Annotated in this window: 16 protein-coding genes and 6 tRNA genes; 10 read left to right on the plus strand and 12 right to left on the minus strand. The window is 40.9% G+C overall.

The window, feature by feature from the left end:
* The 7 genes from AACV33_RS09760 to orn form a co-directional block, all read right to left on the minus strand.
* A tRNA-Gly gene (locus AACV33_RS09760) sits at nucleotides 1-76 on the minus strand.
* 34 nt (nucleotides 77-110) lie between these two features.
* Nucleotides 111-187, minus strand: a tRNA-Met gene (locus AACV33_RS09765).
* 86 nt (nucleotides 188-273) lie between these two features.
* A tRNA-Gly gene (locus AACV33_RS09770) sits at nucleotides 274-349 on the minus strand.
* Between the two features lie 34 nt (nucleotides 350-383).
* A tRNA-Met gene (locus AACV33_RS09775) sits at nucleotides 384-460 on the minus strand.
* 157 nt (nucleotides 461-617) lie between these two features.
* Nucleotides 618-694 (minus strand) — tRNA-Met (locus AACV33_RS09780).
* A 53-nt stretch (nucleotides 695-747) separates the two neighbouring features.
* Nucleotides 748-823, minus strand: a tRNA-Gly gene (locus tag AACV33_RS09785).
* A 144-nt stretch (nucleotides 824-967) separates the two neighbouring features.
* A complete protein-coding gene (gene orn / locus AACV33_RS09790; RefSeq protein WP_017022840.1) occupies nucleotides 968-1,513 on the minus strand; it encodes an oligoribonuclease in 546 nt (181 codons plus the stop codon).
* Between the two features lie 98 nt (nucleotides 1,514-1,611).
* On the opposite strand from orn, the gene rsgA reads away from it, so the two are divergent.
* From rsgA to AACV33_RS09805, 3 genes are all read left to right on the plus strand, one after another.
* The gene (gene rsgA, locus AACV33_RS09795; RefSeq protein WP_023604503.1) at nucleotides 1,612-2,667 is read left to right on the plus strand and encodes a small ribosomal subunit biogenesis GTPase RsgA; all 1,056 of its coding nucleotides are present in this window, start codon (nucleotides 1,612-1,614) and stop codon (nucleotides 2,665-2,667) included.
* Between the two features lie 58 nt (nucleotides 2,668-2,725).
* Nucleotides 2,726-3,589, plus strand: coding sequence for an archaetidylserine decarboxylase (asd, locus tag AACV33_RS09800; RefSeq protein WP_017022842.1), 864 nt, complete (start codon nucleotides 2,726-2,728; stop codon nucleotides 3,587-3,589).
* 187 nt (nucleotides 3,590-3,776) lie between these two features.
* Complete coding sequence (locus AACV33_RS09805) at nucleotides 3,777-4,664, plus strand: DMT family transporter (protein WP_182699268.1); 888 nt, start codon at nucleotides 3,777-3,779, stop codon at nucleotides 4,662-4,664.
* Between the two features lie 72 nt (nucleotides 4,665-4,736).
* Here the strand turns inward: AACV33_RS09805 and epmA are convergent, their stop codons facing one another.
* Nucleotides 4,737-5,711, minus strand: a complete 975-nt coding sequence (gene epmA, locus AACV33_RS09810) for an elongation factor P--(R)-beta-lysine ligase (protein WP_182699269.1) — start codon at nucleotides 5,709-5,711, stop codon at nucleotides 4,737-4,739.
* A gap of 407 nt (nucleotides 5,712-6,118) precedes the next feature.
* Between epmA and frdA the strand changes: the two genes are divergently transcribed.
* Genes frdA through frdD form a run of 4 tightly spaced genes read left to right on the plus strand, consistent with a single transcriptional unit; the run spans nucleotide 6,119 to nucleotide 9,433 of the window.
* Nucleotides 6,119-7,930 (plus strand): fumarate reductase (quinol) flavoprotein subunit, encoded by a 1,812-nt coding sequence (frdA, locus tag AACV33_RS09815; RefSeq protein WP_023604500.1) that lies wholly within the window; start codon nucleotides 6,119-6,121, stop codon nucleotides 7,928-7,930.
* Complete coding sequence (locus tag AACV33_RS09820) at nucleotides 7,930-8,673, plus strand: succinate dehydrogenase/fumarate reductase iron-sulfur subunit (RefSeq protein WP_012551225.1); 744 nt, start codon at nucleotides 7,930-7,932, stop codon at nucleotides 8,671-8,673. Before frdA ends, AACV33_RS09820 begins: the two co-directional genes overlap by 1 nt.
* A 2-nt stretch (nucleotides 8,674-8,675) precedes the next feature.
* Complete coding sequence (gene frdC, locus AACV33_RS09825; protein WP_012551226.1) at nucleotides 8,676-9,059, plus strand: fumarate reductase subunit FrdC; 384 nt, start codon at nucleotides 8,676-8,678, stop codon at nucleotides 9,057-9,059.
* 11 nt (nucleotides 9,060-9,070) lie between these two features.
* Nucleotides 9,071-9,433, plus strand: coding sequence for a fumarate reductase subunit FrdD (gene frdD / locus AACV33_RS09830; protein ID WP_017022845.1), 363 nt, complete (start codon nucleotides 9,071-9,073; stop codon nucleotides 9,431-9,433).
* A 191-nt stretch (nucleotides 9,434-9,624) separates the two neighbouring features.
* Here frdD and efp read toward each other — a convergent pair whose 3' ends face one another.
* Nucleotides 9,625-10,191 carry an elongation factor P gene (efp, locus tag AACV33_RS09835; RefSeq protein WP_012551228.1) on the minus strand — a complete coding sequence of 189 codons (567 nt, stop codon included), beginning with the start codon at nucleotides 10,189-10,191 and terminating at the stop codon, nucleotides 9,625-9,627.
* A 32-nt stretch (nucleotides 10,192-10,223) separates the two neighbouring features.
* Here efp and epmB point away from each other — a divergent pair, with 32 nt between their 5' ends.
* Nucleotides 10,224-11,246 (plus strand): EF-P beta-lysylation protein EpmB, encoded by a 1,023-nt coding sequence (epmB, locus tag AACV33_RS09840; RefSeq protein ID WP_182699270.1) that lies wholly within the window; start codon nucleotides 10,224-10,226, stop codon nucleotides 11,244-11,246.
* 87 nt (nucleotides 11,247-11,333) lie between these two features.
* Here epmB and pfkA read toward each other — a convergent pair whose 3' ends face one another.
* The 3 genes from pfkA to AACV33_RS09855 form a co-directional block, all read right to left on the minus strand.
* Complete coding sequence (pfkA, locus tag AACV33_RS09845; RefSeq protein WP_012551230.1) at nucleotides 11,334-12,296, minus strand: 6-phosphofructokinase; 963 nt, start codon at nucleotides 12,294-12,296, stop codon at nucleotides 11,334-11,336.
* 218 nt (nucleotides 12,297-12,514) lie between these two features.
* Nucleotides 12,515-13,420: a CDF family cation-efflux transporter FieF gene (gene fieF, locus AACV33_RS09850; RefSeq protein ID WP_182699271.1), complete on the minus strand. Its 906-nt coding sequence runs from the start codon at nucleotides 13,418-13,420 to the stop codon at nucleotides 12,515-12,517.
* A gap of 159 nt (nucleotides 13,421-13,579) precedes the next feature.
* On the minus strand, nucleotides 13,580-14,086 hold the full coding sequence (locus AACV33_RS09855; protein WP_017022848.1) for a CpxP family protein: 507 nt from the start codon (nucleotides 14,084-14,086) through the stop codon (nucleotides 13,580-13,582).
* Nucleotides 14,087-14,280: 194 nt separating this feature from the next.
* On the opposite strand from AACV33_RS09855, the gene AACV33_RS09860 reads away from it, so the two are divergent.
* Nucleotides 14,281-14,964, plus strand: coding sequence for a response regulator (locus AACV33_RS09860; protein ID WP_017022849.1), 684 nt, complete (start codon nucleotides 14,281-14,283; stop codon nucleotides 14,962-14,964).
* Nucleotides 14,965-14,969: 5 nt separating this feature from the next.
* Nucleotides 14,970-16,358 (plus strand): envelope stress sensor histidine kinase CpxA, encoded by a 1,389-nt coding sequence (gene cpxA, locus AACV33_RS09865; RefSeq protein WP_065609311.1) that lies wholly within the window; start codon nucleotides 14,970-14,972, stop codon nucleotides 16,356-16,358.
* Nucleotides 16,359-16,438 lie beyond the last annotated feature (80 nt).

Here is a 16,438-nt window from a genome sequence, read left to right on the forward strand (position 1 = left end):
TGGAGCGACACACGAGGCTCGAACTCGTGACCTCAACCTTGGCAAGGTTGCGCTCTACCAGCTGAGCTAGTGTCGCATGATCTAACGCTATAAAGCATTCAATCTAAATGTGGTTGCGGGAGCAGGATTTGAACCTACGACCTTCGGGTTATGAGCCCGACGAGCTACCAAACTGCTCCATCCCGCGTCCGGATGCCATTGTTCAAAGTACAATGGGAACTTTATTTCCAAATTCAACTTTCGAGAAGAAACTTACGTTTCTTAAGAAGAAAATGGAGCGACACACGAGGCTCGAACTCGTGACCTCAACCTTGGCAAGGTTGCGCTCTACCAGCTGAGCTAGTGTCGCATGATCAACGCTATAAAAGCATTCAATCTAAATGTGGTTGCGGGAGCAGGATTTGAACCTACGACCTTCGGGTTATGAGCCCGACGAGCTACCAAACTGCTCCATCCCGCGTCCGAATGCATTGTTAAGTACAATGAAACTATATGCCATTTTTACTTAGTAAGTAAAAATATCGTAATACCAGATTCTGGAAACCTCAACTAATGCGAAGCTTTCAATCGAACCGAATATTACATGATTAACGCCATAAAAGCATTAAATCAAAATATGGTTGCGGGAGCAGGATTTGAACCTACGACCTTCGGGTTATGAGCCCGACGAGCTACCAAACTGCTCCATCCCGCGTCCGGATGCATTGTTAAGTACAATGAGACTTTAAGCCAATTTCAAAAAGAAATTGGAGCGACACACGAGGCTCGAACTCGTGACCTCAACCTTGGCAAGGTTGCGCTCTACCAGCTGAGCTAGTGTCGCATTCTGATAAGGAGTAGCTCCTCGTTCAGAGGCTGCGAATTATACGAGTAAAACGTGATGATGCAAGCGGATTTTGAAAAAAAAACGAAATTTCTTTAAAACCCGCAAAATTCGCTCAACAAACCATCAAATTGATCTAGTTCGTTAAATTGTGAAGATATTTTTACGGTAATACTTCAATTCAGCGATAGATTCACGGATATCATCTAATGCTAAATGTGTCCCTGTTTTTTCAAAGCCATCAAGTACTTCAGGTTTCCAACGGCGAGTAAGCTCTTTAATTGTGCTCACATCAACATAACGATAATGGAAATATTCTTCCAATTTTGGCATGTGCTTATAAAGAAAACGACGATCTTGGCCAATGCTGTTACCACAAATTGGCGATACACCTTTTGGTACCCACTTTTCAAGAAACGCAATTGTTTCTTCAATGGCTGACGCTTCATCATGTTCGCTTGCATTTACTCTCGCTACCAAACCACTATTAGTATGTGTATTGGTACACCAGTCATCCATCTTAGCCAACTCACCTTCTGATTGATGAATAGCAATAACAGGCCCTTCTGCTAAAATATTTAGCTGAGCATCAGTTACAATGGATGCGATTTCGATGATTTTATGAGTTTCAGGATCTAAGCCTGTCATCTCCAAATCTACCCAAATCAGGTTTTGATCATTAATTGCCATAGAGAGTTGCCTATTTTGTAACTAAAAAGGGTATGATACGCGGGCCGATTTATCTTTCAACATAAAACTGAAAGCCAACCTACAAGTGAAATCATTTCGTGGCAAAGAAGAAAAAACTAACTAAAGGCCAAGTACGCCGAGTACGTTCAAATCAAAGCAAACGTATTGAAAAAATAAAAACCACTGTCGAGTGGGATGAATCTTCATTAGAAGCGGCTAAAGAAGGGTTAGTTATTACTCGCTTTGGTCAACATGCGGATATCGAAGATCCAGACAGCAAAGAAATACATCGTTGTAATTTACGTCGAGGTATCGAAAGCTTAGTTTCTGGCGATCGTGTTATTTGGCGTCCAGGTACTGAGGTTCTTGCTGGTATTTCAGGTGTTGTTGAAGCGGTAAAACCACGAACCTCTATGCTAACTCGCCCAGATTATTACGATGGTATTAAACCCGTGGCGGCCAACGTTGATCAAATGGTGATTGTTTCTTCTATTCTTCCTGAATTGTCACTTAACATTATTGATCGCTACTTAATCGCTTCTGAAACACTTAAAATAAAGCCATTAATTGTCCTCAACAAAGTTGATTTACTTTCTGAAAAAGAGTTTATTGATGTGAGACAAATTCTGAGTTTATATGAAGATATTGGCTATAAAGTAAAATTTGTCAGTAAAGAATCGGGCTATGGTATTCAAGAACTTGAAGCCGAATTAAAAGATCATATTAATATTTTTGTTGGTCAATCTGGTGTTGGTAAATCAAGTGTTGTAAATGCATTAATGCCTGAACTTGAAATTATGGAAGGCGCTGTCTCTGAAAACTCAGGTCTTGGTCAACATACTACGACTGCCGCTCGTCTGTATCACTTCCCACATGGTGGCGATCTTATCGATTCCCCAGGAGTTCGTGAATTTGGCTTATGGCATTTAGAGAAAGAAGAAGTTACCGCCTCGTTTGTCGAGTTTAAAGACTTTATTGGTGGCTGTAAGTTTAGAGACTGTACGCATAAAGATGACCCCGGCTGTCTTCTTCAAGAAGCCGTCTCTAATGGTAAAATTGCGAAACTTCGTTTTGATAGCTATCACCGAATCATTGAAAGCATGTCTGAAAATAAAGCGAACCGCCAATTTTCTCGCAGCAGAAAAGCCGATTAATAAACTAAGTAAAGATGTGGTAACATTTACCTTAATTGATAACTAGTAGGCAAACAACGTGTCAGATAATTTAAAAATCGGGTTACAATATTTAACTCCAAAACATGCACTTACTCGTTTGGCTGGCAAATTAGCATCAGCAAAAATGGGGTGGTTAACAACTGCGGTAATTAAGTGGTTCATTAAACAATACAACGTTGAAATGAGCGAAGCTAAAAACCCGGATCCTGAAGCATATTCTACATTCAATAACTTTTTTGTTCGTGAATTAGAAGATGGCGCACGCCCAATTAATGACGATGAGAATGTTATCTCTCACCCTGCAGATGCTTGCGTAAGTCAATTTGGCCCAATTACCGATGGCCAATTAGTTCAAGCAAAAGGTCACGTTTACTCAGCTCAAGAGTTACTGGGTGGCGACGCGGAATTAGCGGAAGAATTTATGGGTGGCGAATTCGCAACTCTGTATTTATCTCCGCGCGATTATCATCGTGTTCACATGCCATGCGATGCGACATTACGCAAAATGGTTTATGTTCCTGGCGATTTATTCTCAGTGAATCCATTAACAGCAGAAAACGTTCCTAATTTATTTGCTCGTAATGAACGTGTTGTCTGTATTTTTGATACTGAATTTGGTCCGATGGCGCAAGTCTTAGTCGGTGCAACTATCGTTGGTAGTATTGAAACGACATGGGCAGATACGGTTACACCACCGACTGGCCCCGCAGTTAAAACATGGCACTACCCACTTTCTGGCGATGATGTAATTTGCTTTAAGAAAGGTGAGGAAATGGGTCGCTTTAAATTAGGCTCTACGGTTATTAACTTATTTGCTCCTAATTCAATTACCTTTGATGAATCAATGAAAAATGGCGTCCCAACTCGTTTAGGTACTCCATTTGCTCACATTGCAAAATAATCAGCTTCTGTAAAATAAGCAGTAAATAGCGAACCTTGTGTTCGCTATTTTTTTATCTATTCATCTCCCTTCCTAGTAACCTCTCTCATGGCAATATATGTCGAAAATAAGTGATTCATTCTTTTATTGAACAAAACCAAACTTCAGATAAGCTAAAGATTGGGATAAACCACACGATGGAATGGAAATGGGATATGAATGGCTAGCACTCGGAGCAGCTTGTCTATGGGCACTATCGAGCATGATCTCCGTTGCACCCGCTCGCCACCTTGGCGCATTCGCTTATAGTCGCTGGCGCATGGGTTGTGTCACGATAATGTTATCGAGCCTTGCGTGGTTTACCGGGGGGTGGCTATCAATTGAATCTGAACACCTATACCCAATGATACTCTCAGGATTAATCGGTATTTTTATCGGCGATACCGCCTTATTTGCCTGCTTTAATCGTATGGGACCTCGACAAGCCGGATTACTCTTTTCTTGCCATGCCTTATTTTCCGCTATTCTCGGCTATTGGTTATTCAATGAAACCTTACAAGGGTGGGAACTTATCGGTGCCATCTCTGTATTTTCTGGCGTCTCCATTGCTATTTTCTTTGGGAAAAAAACAAATAACCAAGATACATGGGAGGAAGTAAAAGGAAATATTTGGATCGCAATCGCACTGGGTTTACTGGCCGCTTTTTGCCAAGCGCTTGGTGGCGTGATCGCAAAGCCTGTGATGCTAACCAGTGCTGACCCTATTGCTGCTTCAGCGATTCGAATGGCCTCAGCTTTTGGCGCCCACAGTCTATTAAGAATGACTAACTTACCTATCTCACGCCCTATTACTCCGATTAATCTACGTATATTAGGTATTGTTGCCTTAAATGGCTTTCTGGCGATGACCGTCGGCATGACATTAATCTTATATGCCTTACAAGAAGGAAATGTAGGCATGGTTGCCTTACTTTCTTCCACCACACCGATTATCATTTTGCCTTTATTGTGGCTATACACAAAAAAAGCACCGAACCGCTTTGCGTGGTTGGGTGCTTGTTTGGCGGTAATTGGCACTGGACTTATCGTTAGCTAATCCATTAATTACCCGTATCAGTTGTTATACCAATCCATGTAATTAATGCTCAAGCACTTCTGTTTATTGGTATTACGCTCTATCAAAAGGGAAAGCCATCACTTGATCGATGTGCTTTTCTCCCATCGCTAACATGATCAAACGATCAATGCCTAACGCCACACCCGCACAATCAGGAAAGCCTGCTTCTAATGCCGCAATCAAATGATAATCAATCGGTTGTTCAATTAAGCCCATTGATTTTCGTTTCGCATTGTCATCTTCAAAACGAGCGAGTTGTTCTTTTGCATTATCGAGCTCATGAAACCCATTCGCTAACTCAATCCCTTTAAAATACACCTCAAATCGTTCTGCAACTCTAGGATCTTCCGGATTGATTTTAGCAAGTGCTGCTTGAGAAGCCGGAAAATCATAAACACAAACAGGCACCGTTTGCCCTATTTTCTCCTCAACTTCCATGCTAAATAGCAATTGTAATAATGTATCTCGATCTTCTTCGACATCAGCGATGTCAGACAAGCCTAAACATGCTGCAACAACTCTAAGTTCATCCATCGACGCTTCTAATGGGCAAACACCAAGCACGTTAATGAAAGCTTGCTGATACGTCATTCGCTCAGCATCATCACATTTTAAAACAAGTTTAAGCAATTCGTTCATCTCATCCATCAATTGGTGATGATCAAACGCTGGGCGATACCATTCCAACATCGTAAATTCAGGGTTATGAAAACGCCCTGCTTCTTCGTTACGAAAGGCTTTATTAATTTGATAAATAGCACCACTGCCCGCCGCCAGTAATCGCTTCATATGAAACTCTGGGCTGGTCATAAAATACAGATGTACGCCATCAGCGTAACCCGGACCAACAAAGTCAGTTTGAAACGTATGAAGATGCACATCCGTCACGGTTGCATGACTCATTGCCGGCGTATCCACTTCCATCACTTTTCGCTCATAGAAGAATGATCGGATTAAAGCAAGGATATCAGCACGTTGCTGTAATTGTTCAATTGATGCGCTAGGCATCCAGTTTTGACTAGTCATAACTTTATACATTAGAAAAACTTATCCAAAATGATACCTGATAACCGATTTCAAGGTTACCTATTTTTTAACTTTATAAATACCCTTAATCTTCAAGGGGATACACGTCCGATAAGAATCACTATCACTTACAAAGCAACAACTTACCTACAATTTAACGCCAAAATTAACAGCTGTAACTAGTTGACGGAGATCACATTATTCGCAAGAAACCACCCCATTAGTGGTACTTGCACTACAAAACTTTATCCATATCAATTTTTATTCTAAAAGCTCACTTAGAATAGGCATCAGAATTTTTAAGTTATTATTTGCTCTTTTTTGTCACATGAGCAGGCTAGATTCACATAATTGATCATATTTGCATGATTAATTTAATTTTTTATCTTTTATCCCGGAGAATAACTGTGAAAACTATAACCACAGATATTGCAGTGATCGGCGCGGGCGGTGCAGGTCTACGTACCGCTATAGCAGCAGCAGAAGCGAACCCAGAGCTAAACATTGCTCTAATCTCAAAAGTTTACCCAATGCGTTCGCACACTGTTGCCGCTGAAGGTGGATCCGCAGCCGTGACCAAGGAAGAAGATACACTAGACAATCACTTCAACGATACCGTTGGTGGTGGTGATTGGCTGTGTGAACAGGATGTTGTTGAATACTTTGTAAAAAATGCATACCGCGAGATGACTCAATTAGAACAATGGGGTTGTCCTTGGAGCCGTAAAGAAAATGGCGAAGTTAACGTTCGTCGTTTTGGTGGTATGAAAGTTGAACGTACGTGGTTTGCTGCCGATAAAACCGGTTTCCACATGCTTCATACTCTGTTCCAAACTTCAATGAAATACCCTCAAATCAATCGTTTTGACGAATATTTTGTTGTTGACCTTCTTGTTGAAGATGGTCAAGTTCAAGGTTTGATTGCTATTCACATGGCTGAAGGCGAACTTATCTGTATTAAAGCAAAATCTGTTGTATTAGCAACGGGTGGCGCAGGTCGTGTTTACCACTGTAATACTAACGGCGGTATCGTAACTGGCGATGGTATGGCTATGGCATTCCGTCATGGTGTACCTCTACGTGATATGGAATTCGTACAATATCACCCAACAGGTTTACCAGGTACTGGCATCTTGATGACTGAAGGTTGTCGTGGTGAAGGCGGTATCATGATCAATAAAAATGGTTACCGTTACCTACAAGATTACGGTATGGGTCCAGAAACACCTATCGGTGAGCCAAAGAACAAATACATGGAATTGGGTCCTCGTGACAAAGTTTCACAAGCATTTTGGCATGAACTTCAAAAAGGCAACACTATTAAACACCCACTGGGTGATGTAGTGCATTTGGATCTTCGTCACCTAGGTGAAGAATACCTAAATGAGCGTCTTCCGTTTATCTGTGAGCTATCAAAAGCTTACGTTAACGTTGATCCAGCTAAAGAACCAATCCCAATTCGCCCTACTGTTCACTACACCATGGGTGGTATTGAAACGGATAAGAACAACGAAACAAACATCAAAGGCCTATTCGCGGTTGGTGAATGTTCATCTGTTGGTCTTCACGGTGCAAACCGCTTAGGTTCAAACTCTCTAGCTGAGCTTGTTGTATTTGGTCGTCTTGCTGGTGAAAAAGCCGCTGAACGTGCCGCTGAATTCACAACTTGGAACGATGCTTCTATCCAAACTCAAATCGAAGCTGTTGAAGCTCGCATTGATGTTTTACTAGCACAAAAAGGCGATGAAAACTGGGCTGATATCCGTACTGAAATGGGTCACTCAATGGAAGCGGGCTGTGGTATCTACCGTAAAGAGCACGAAATGCAAGATACGGTTGATAAACTGGCTGAGCTGAAAAAACGTTACAAAAACATCAGCATCAAAGACAAAGGAAAAGTATTCAATACTGACCTTTTATACGCTATCGAAGTGGGTTACGGCCTTGAAGTTGCTGAAGCAATGGCTCACTCTGCCATTCAACGTAAAGAGTCTCGTGGTGCACACCAACGTTTAGATGAAGGTTGTACAGAACGTGATGATGTGAATTACTTAAAACACTCATTAGCGTATTACAACGAAGATGCAGCGCCAACAATCAAGTACAGTGGCGTAACCATCACAAAATCTCAACCAAAAGCTCGCCTATATGGTGAAGCAGCAGAAAAAGCAGCAGCAGAAGAAGCTGCCGCGGCGAAAAACGCAGAGGAGCAAGCATAATGACAGCTGGCAAGAGAGTCCAAAAAGTACACATTCTGCGTTATAACCCGATGACAGATTCAGAACCACATCTACAAACATTTGATGTGCCTTGTGATGATACAACATCAGTATTAGACGCATTAGGCTACATCAAAGATAACCTAGATAAAGACCTGTCTTACCGTTGGTCTTGTCGTATGGCGATCTGTGGTTCTTGCGGCATGATGGTAAACAATGTACCTAAGCTTGCATGTAAAGCGTTCTTACGTGATTACCCAGATGGGTTAACTATCGAGCCATTAGCAAACTTTGCTATTGAGAAAGACCTAATTGTTGATATGACGCCATTCATTGAGCGTTTAGAAGCAATCAAACCTTACATCATTGGTAATGACTTAACACCAGAGCAAGGACCAAATAACCAGACTCCAGAGCAAATGGCGAAATACAAACAATTCGCTGGTTGTATCAACTGTGGTCTATGTTACGCTGCTTGTCCTCAATTTGGTCTTAATCCAGAATTCATTGGCCCTGCTGCGTTAACAATGGCGCATCGTTATAATCTTGATAGCCGTGACCATGGTTCTGCGGAACGAATGAAATTAATTAATGGCGACAATGGCGCATGGGGTTGTACGTTTGTGGGTTACTGTTCTGAAGTATGTCCAAAACACGTTGACCCTGCTGCGGCAGTAAACCAAGGTAAGATCGCATCATCTCAAGACTTTCTTATCGCAATGCTTAAACCTCAGGAGGCATAAGGATGAGCAACCGTAAACCTTACGTTCGCGAAATGACACGTACGTGGTGGAAAGATCACCCTTTCTACCGTTTTTACATGGTGCGTGAAGCAACCATTCTTCCATTGATTTTCTTTACTATCTGTCTGCTTGTTGGTTTAGGTAGTTTAGTAAAAGGTCCACTGGCTTGGGCTTCATGGTTAGATTTCATGGCAAACCCTATTGTGGTTGCTTTGAACATTGTTGCTTTAGCGGGTAGCTTATTCCATGCTCAAACTTTCTTTAGCATGATGCCGCAAGTAATGCCGATTCGTCTGGGTGGTAAAACACTAGATAAAAAAGTGGTTGTGCTTGCACAATGGGCTGCTGTTGCAGCAATTACATTACTTGTATTGGTTATCGTTTAAGGAGAGTTATCGTGGTAAATCTTAATCCAAAGCGTTCTGACGAACCTGTATGGTGGGGCTTATTCGGTGCTGGCGGCACTTGGTTTGCAATGCTAACACCAGTAACAATCCTTGTTCTTGGTATTTTAGTACCACTTGGCGTGATCGGTCCTGAATCAATGAACTACCTACGTGTTGCTGGTTTTGTAACAAGCATCATTGGTGCATTATTTGTGATTGGTTCAATCTCAATGCCAATGTGGCATGCAATGCACCGTGTACACCATGGTATGCACGATCTTAAATTCCACACAGGAACAGCAGGCAAAATCGCTTGTTATGCTACGGCAGCACTAGCAACCGTTCTTTCTGTTGTGTTTATCTTTATGATCTAATCTGAATTTAGATAAATAAAAAAAGGTTGGCTATCATGCCAACCTTTTTTGTATCTGTAATACCAAATGATATCGACTAGATAATAAAAAAGGCCACCGAAGCGACCTTTTTCTGACGTGTAGTACCAATCTGGATAAGTAGTTAATCACATACCTATTTAGGTTGGTATAAATACCAAGACTACTTGATATTACTTCACACGACCTACGTATTCACCCGTACGGGTATCAACTTTAACTACTTCACCGATAGCGATGAATAGCGGAACACGAACAACAGCGCCTGTTGCTAATGTAGCTGGTTTACCACCAGTACCTTGAGTATCACCTTTCAGACCTGGATCTGTTTCAGTCACTTCAATCTCAACAAAGTTTGGCGGTGTCACTGTAATTGGATTATCATTCCAAAGAGTCACAGTACAAGTGTTGTTTTCTACTAACCATTTAGCCGTGTCACCAACCGATTTAACATCAGCAGCGATTTGCTCAAAGCTTACGCTGTTCATGAAATGGAAGAATTCGCCATCGCTGTACAAGTAGTCAAGTTCTACGTCGACAACATCAGCAAGCTCAAAGCTTTCACCTGATTTAAATGTTTTTTCTAGTGTTTTACCAGAAAGCAATTTGCGAAGTTTTACACGGTTGAATGCTTGGCCTTTACCAGGTTTAACATATTCATTGTCGATAATTGAGCATGGCTCGTTATCAAACATAAATTTCAAACCGCCTTTGAATTCATTGGTACTTACTGACGCCATGATTTCCTCTTAACATCGTTGAGTTATAAATAATGTCACACATAATAACCCGAAATGACGCTCCTGTTGAGCAAAACTGGCTCAAAGAGACCTCAAATGCTATCTCAGATCCTCATCAACTGCTTTCAACTCTAGGGATTGATAGCTCGCCTTGGGAGAAAGGATTAGAAGCGAAAAAGTTATTTGCGTTACGTGTGCCGACAAGTTTTGTCGATCGAATGGAGTTTGGCAACCCTTTTGATCCTTTATTACGCCAAGTATTGCCTTTAGATCAAGAATTCGAAGTACATGACGGATATTCCACCGATCCTCTTGACGAACAAGACAACGAACAACCCGGTCTTCTTCATAAATACAAAAATCGCGTATTACTAATATTGAAAGGGGGCTGCGCGGTAAATTGTCGTTATTGTTTCCGTCGCCATTTTCCTTATGAAGATAATAAAGGCGGAAAATCAGTCTGGCAAAATTCCATCAACTATATTGCAGCGCACCCTGAGCTCAATGAAGTGATTCTTTCTGGTGGCGATCCTTTGATGGCAAAAGACCATGAACTTGAATGGTTAATTCAACATCTCGACAAAGTACCGCATATTAAACGCCTTCGTATTCACAGCCGTTTGCCTGTTGTCATTCCGAATCGAATTACGGATACATTGTGTCGCCTATGTGCAGAGACTCGACTTCAAGTTATTTTGGTTACGCACATCAACCATGCCAATGAAATTAGTCCCTATTTCACAGATAAAATGACGCAACTAAAACAAGCAAACGTCACGTTATTAAACCAAAGCGTATTACTAAAAGACATTAACGACACATCGGAGGCTTTAACTAATTTAAGTGAAGCGCTATTTGATGCAGGGATCTTACCTTACTATCTTCATGTGTTAGACAAAGTGCAAGGTGCTGCACATTTCTTTGTCTCTGATGAAAAAGCGAAAGAATTAATGACAGAGCTAATAGAAAACGTGTCAGGTTATCTTGTACCAACACTAGCAAGAGAGATTGGTGGCCGAAAAAGCAAAACACCACTCGACTTATATTTAGAATAGAGCGATATAAATCGACCTATTTTCCAGATATAAAAAAACCGAAGCTTATACTTCGGTTTTTCTTTTATAACTTAACAGTATTCTAAATTAGAATAACTCTTCCGCTACTTTATAAAGTTCTAGCTTCTCAGGGCGACGCATGTTTTCAATCGCATCGATAATATCGTGATGAACAAGTTGTTCATTTTGGATACCAACACAGCGACCGCCATGACCTTCAACAAGCAACTTAACACCGTAATTACCCATACGAGACGCTAAGATACGGTCGAATGCACCAGGCTGACCGCCACGTTGAATGTGACCAAGAACCGTAGCACGAGTCTCACGACCTGTTTCTGCTTCGATTTCTTTTGCTAATGCGTTTACATCAGTCATCAATTCAGTAATCGCAATGATTGCGTGTTTCTTACCTTTCGCAATACCGTCTTGGATATTTTGAATTAATGCTTCTTTGTTTAACCCCGTTTCAGGTGTAATTACATATTCACAACCACCAGCAATTGCAGCCATTAAAGTCAAATCACCACAGTGACGACCCATAACTTCTACAATAGAAATACGTTGGTGAGAAGACGATGTATCACGTAAACGGTCAATCGCATCAATAACGGTGTTTAATGCCGTTAAGTAACCAATTGTGTAGTCAGTACCCGCAATATCATTATCGATAGTGCCAGGAAGACCGATACATGGGTAACCCATCTCAGTTAACTTCTTAGCGCCCATGTAAGAACCATCACCACCGATAACAATTAAGGCATCAATATCGTGTTTCTTAAGATTTGCGATCGCTTTTTCACGAACAGCCACTTCTTTAAATTCAGGAAAACGTGCTGAACCTAAAAATGTACCGCCGCGGTTGATCATATCAGATACGCTATGGCGCTCTAATTTCTCGATACGATCTTCAACAAGACCTAAGTAGCCATCATGAATACCGAATACTTCTAAACCTTGCGTTAAGGCTGTACGAACAACACCACGAACTGCAGCATTCATACCCGGCGCATCGCCACCACTTGTTAAAACACCAATCTTCTTGACCATGGTTACCCTCTAAATATGGTTGGGAATGACAATTTCAATTTTTAATACAGCAAGTCGACTCCCTAACCAACTCGCCATTAATAATCTGTAATTTTTTTTCTTATGTAAGAGTATTACCATTTTACTGAAAAAGTTCGTTGATTCACATCAGAATCAATCACGACTATTTCATTTTTCTGTTACGAAAAAACAATAATTGCTAATAATACTACTAATTCTTACTGGATCTGTGTTTGATCTTTTCCTGAGTCTAGCACAACTGAAAGTGGGTCTTGATGAATTATAATGTCAGAATGTGGAAATACTGTTAAAAGTTCGTCTTCCACTTTATCTGCAATAATATGTGCTTCGACTAATGGCATTTGATCTGGCAACTCTAAATGCAATTGAATAAATCGAGTTGGTCCGGCTAAACGCGTACGCAAATCATGAATACCTTTTACCCCGTCAACACGACAACACGCTTCTCTTATCTGCTCTAATTCTTCAATCGGCAATTGTCTATCAAGCAATGATTGAATCGCTTCATACGCCATTTTAAACGCACTGATCAATATATAAATGCCGATAATCAAAGCAAAAATAGCATCCGCTTCATGCCAACCATACCAGCTTAACGCAAGCGCCAACATAATGGCCGCGTTCATAAAAAGATCGGTTTTATAATGCAATGAATCCGCAGCAATCGCTTGGCTGCCTGTTTGCTTAACGACCCATTGCTGAACCATGACAAGCCCAAAGGTCAATATGATGGCAAAACCACTCACATAAACACCTAATTCAGGGTTTATTACGTCTTGAGGGCGGAAGAAACGCTCTACGCCATTCAACAATAAAAAACACGCCGAGCCCGAAATAAACATCGCTTGTGCTAATGCCGCCAGTGATTCCGCTTTACCGTGCCCAAAGCTGTGTTCTTCATCTGGTGGCTGAAGCGCGTAACGCACAACCAATAAATTGGTGATAGATGCTGCCATATCAAGTAATGAATCAACCAAAGACGCCAATAAACTTACTGAGCCGGTAACCCACCATGTTCCTAACTTTACTAACATTAAGATAGTCGCAACAATCGTTGCAAGCCAAGCGGCCATGGTTACTAAGGAGGCGTATTTTTTAGTCATGTTTCTTCCATTACTTACAAATCATCCTCTAGTATAAAGATTTAATTCGCTGACCGTTATTCCATTTGTTAATAAATACCTAACAAAATGAAAGCAATAAAAAAGCGAGCCTTTATTATTCATAAAGACTCGCTTTAATTTACTTAAGATTTCGCGTAATTATTTAGCGCAATCTGCCGTGTATTTATCTTGGTTCGCTTTGAATTCTGTTTTTTGTTCTGGTGTTAAAATATTCATCATATCATGGCGTTTTTTCATCATATTAACACGACGATCAATTTGTTTTTCTGACATTTTCTCGGCTAGATTACGAACAGCCGCTTCATCAAAGTTGTCCGCTAAAATAAGATTTTGCATTGCTTCATGGTCAGCTTTCATCTCAGCAGTAGGTTGACGTTTCTCCCCTTTTTTTGCTTTATGTTCTGCTTTACGATCATCACGCATTTTATCTAATTTATCTTCTTGTGCATCGGTTAAATCTAATTCTTTAAACGCTTTTTTATTGGCTTTCATCATACACTTGCCACCGTGCATACCTTCGCCATGCATGCCTTTACCTTTCATTCCGCCTTCATGGTGGCTACCACCAGCAGCGAATGCAGAAGCCGACGCTAAAGAAAGAGGCAGAACAACAGCACCTAAAACTAATTTTTTAATCATATTCATTATGTTATCTCCACGATAGATAGTATTACGGTCAATGGCAGCGCCTTGCTGCTTGGTATGGAGTAATAATAGCTTACGTAAAGTAAAGCTGTGTGCTTGATGCGTAAATCAACGTAAAGGTGATTTTCAACATTGGTATTCATCGCCATATTTGGCGATACTAAGACCATAAGAGATAACTCAGGTGAATAATAATGGCAAAGATTTTATTGGTTGATGATGATGTAGAGCTAACCGCATTATTAAAAGATATTTTAAACTTAGAAGGCTACACCGTTGTCGAAGCCAATAATGGTATTGAGGGATTAAACGCCATTACCGATGATCTTGACCTTATTTTACTTGATATCATGATGCCTAAAATGAACGGCATGGACATGTTACGTAAACTGAGAGAAACCAACGAAACTCCCGTATTGATGCTGACCGCTAAGGGCGAAGAAATTGATCGAGTGATCGGCCTCGAGTTAGGCGCAGATGATTACCTACCAAAGCCGTTCAGTGATAGAGAGCTACTTGCTCGAATTAGAGCAATCTTGCGTCGCACTCAAGGTAAAGCAAAAGAAAATCACACTAATGGCATTAAATATCAAGGTATTGAGATATTTATAGGCAAGCAAGAAGCTTACAGCCATGGGGAATTACTTGATCTGACAGGCACTGAATTTGGGTTACTGGCTCAATTTATACAAAACCCAGGTTCCATTATTTCAAAAGAAGAATTAAGCTTAGAAGTCTTAGGAAAACGCCTTGCACCTTTTGATCGCGCAATTGATATGCACGTCTCTAATCTCAGAAAAAAACTGCCTCCATTAGCTGAAGGAAAACCACGAATTAAAACACTGCGTGGTCGTGGCTACTTATTTGTTGAGGAATAAATAAGGTGAAAAAGTACCTAACCTTTCCCCTACTCTCTAGTCTTTATGGCCGTATTTTTGCCATTTTTTGGCTGACACTGTTACTTGTTCTGATCGGCGTAGTCATTGGACCCAATTTTGATCCTCGTGCTCGCCATGATATTGCCGCCGATCACCTCAGTAAAATGACCCAAATTGCGGCTTATATTACAGGGAAATACTCAGAGAGTGATGATCTTAAAGCCACATTAAAAGAGATCAGCCACAAAGCACACAATCACGACGAGAGCCTCTCTCTGTTTTTTACTACCCCAACAGGCGAAATATTAGATAAACCCAAAGAATTACGAGGCAGAAAAAAAGCCTTATTGAATTTCTTAACTTTATCGGATGATCCCAAGCTTCCACAACAGAAATTGTATGCAAGAACCATGATGGCAGGCCCATTTGATATCGTTATCGCAAAAGAAACGGTTTATATGTACGTCGGACGCTATTGGAAAAAGCCTCCCCCTTTTATTCTTCGAATTCTTGATAGACCAATACAATTACTGCTTGTCACCATGCTAATTAGTACCCCCTTTCTGCTTTGGCTTGCATGGGCATTAAGCCAACCAGCAAGACGATTACAAAAAGCCGCTGAACGCGTTGCTAAAGGTCAATTTGAACAGGATAAACGCTTAGAAAAAGGGCCTAAAGAATTCAGAAAAACAGGACAAAGCTTCAATCAAATGGTCGGCTCATTAAATACCATGATCTCTGGGCAACAGCGCTTATTATCTGATATTTCTCACGAACTGAGATCCCCACTGACTCGACTACGAATGGCAACCGCGCTTGCCACTCGAAAACAAGGGGAAAGCTCAGAATTATCACGTATCGATATGGAAGCAGAACGTCTTGAGCAAATGATATCGGAACTATTAGAGTTGTCTCGAATTCAAGTAAATAGCCATCAAGAACGAGAAGAAACAGACGCGTACTCACTGTGGTTTGATATTTTAGAAGACGCAAAATTTGAAGCGGAACACTTAAACAAAAATCTTACTTATTCAGGCCTTGAAGAAATCGCCGTTTTTGGTAATCCAAACCTGTTAATGAGTGCGGTAGAAAACGTGATTCGAAATGCCATTAAGTATGGCAATGACATCATCACTATTAATTTAACGGAAAACCAAAAAACCATCACCATTCACGTGGATGATAATGGCGAAGGGGTTCCCGATGATGAGCTACAAGACATTTTCAAGCCTTTCTACAGAGTATCTACCGCCCGTGATAGAAGTAGCGGCGGTACTGGTTTGGGACTCGCAATAACAGAAAGTGCGATTCGCCAGCACAACGGGACAATACTCGCGAGTAAAAGTCCTCTAGGTGGATTGCGAATGACAATATCTTTACCAATATCTCATTAATTTAGAGGTAGATGCCTATCTCTCTCAAAAGTGGATGAAAGATAAACACACCATGGATATACTGACACCACTTTCTATTT

Source organism: Aliivibrio sp. SR45-2, assembly GCF_963890165.1.
GTDB classification, from domain to species: Bacteria; Pseudomonadota; Gammaproteobacteria; order Enterobacterales; family Vibrionaceae; genus Aliivibrio; species Aliivibrio salmonicida.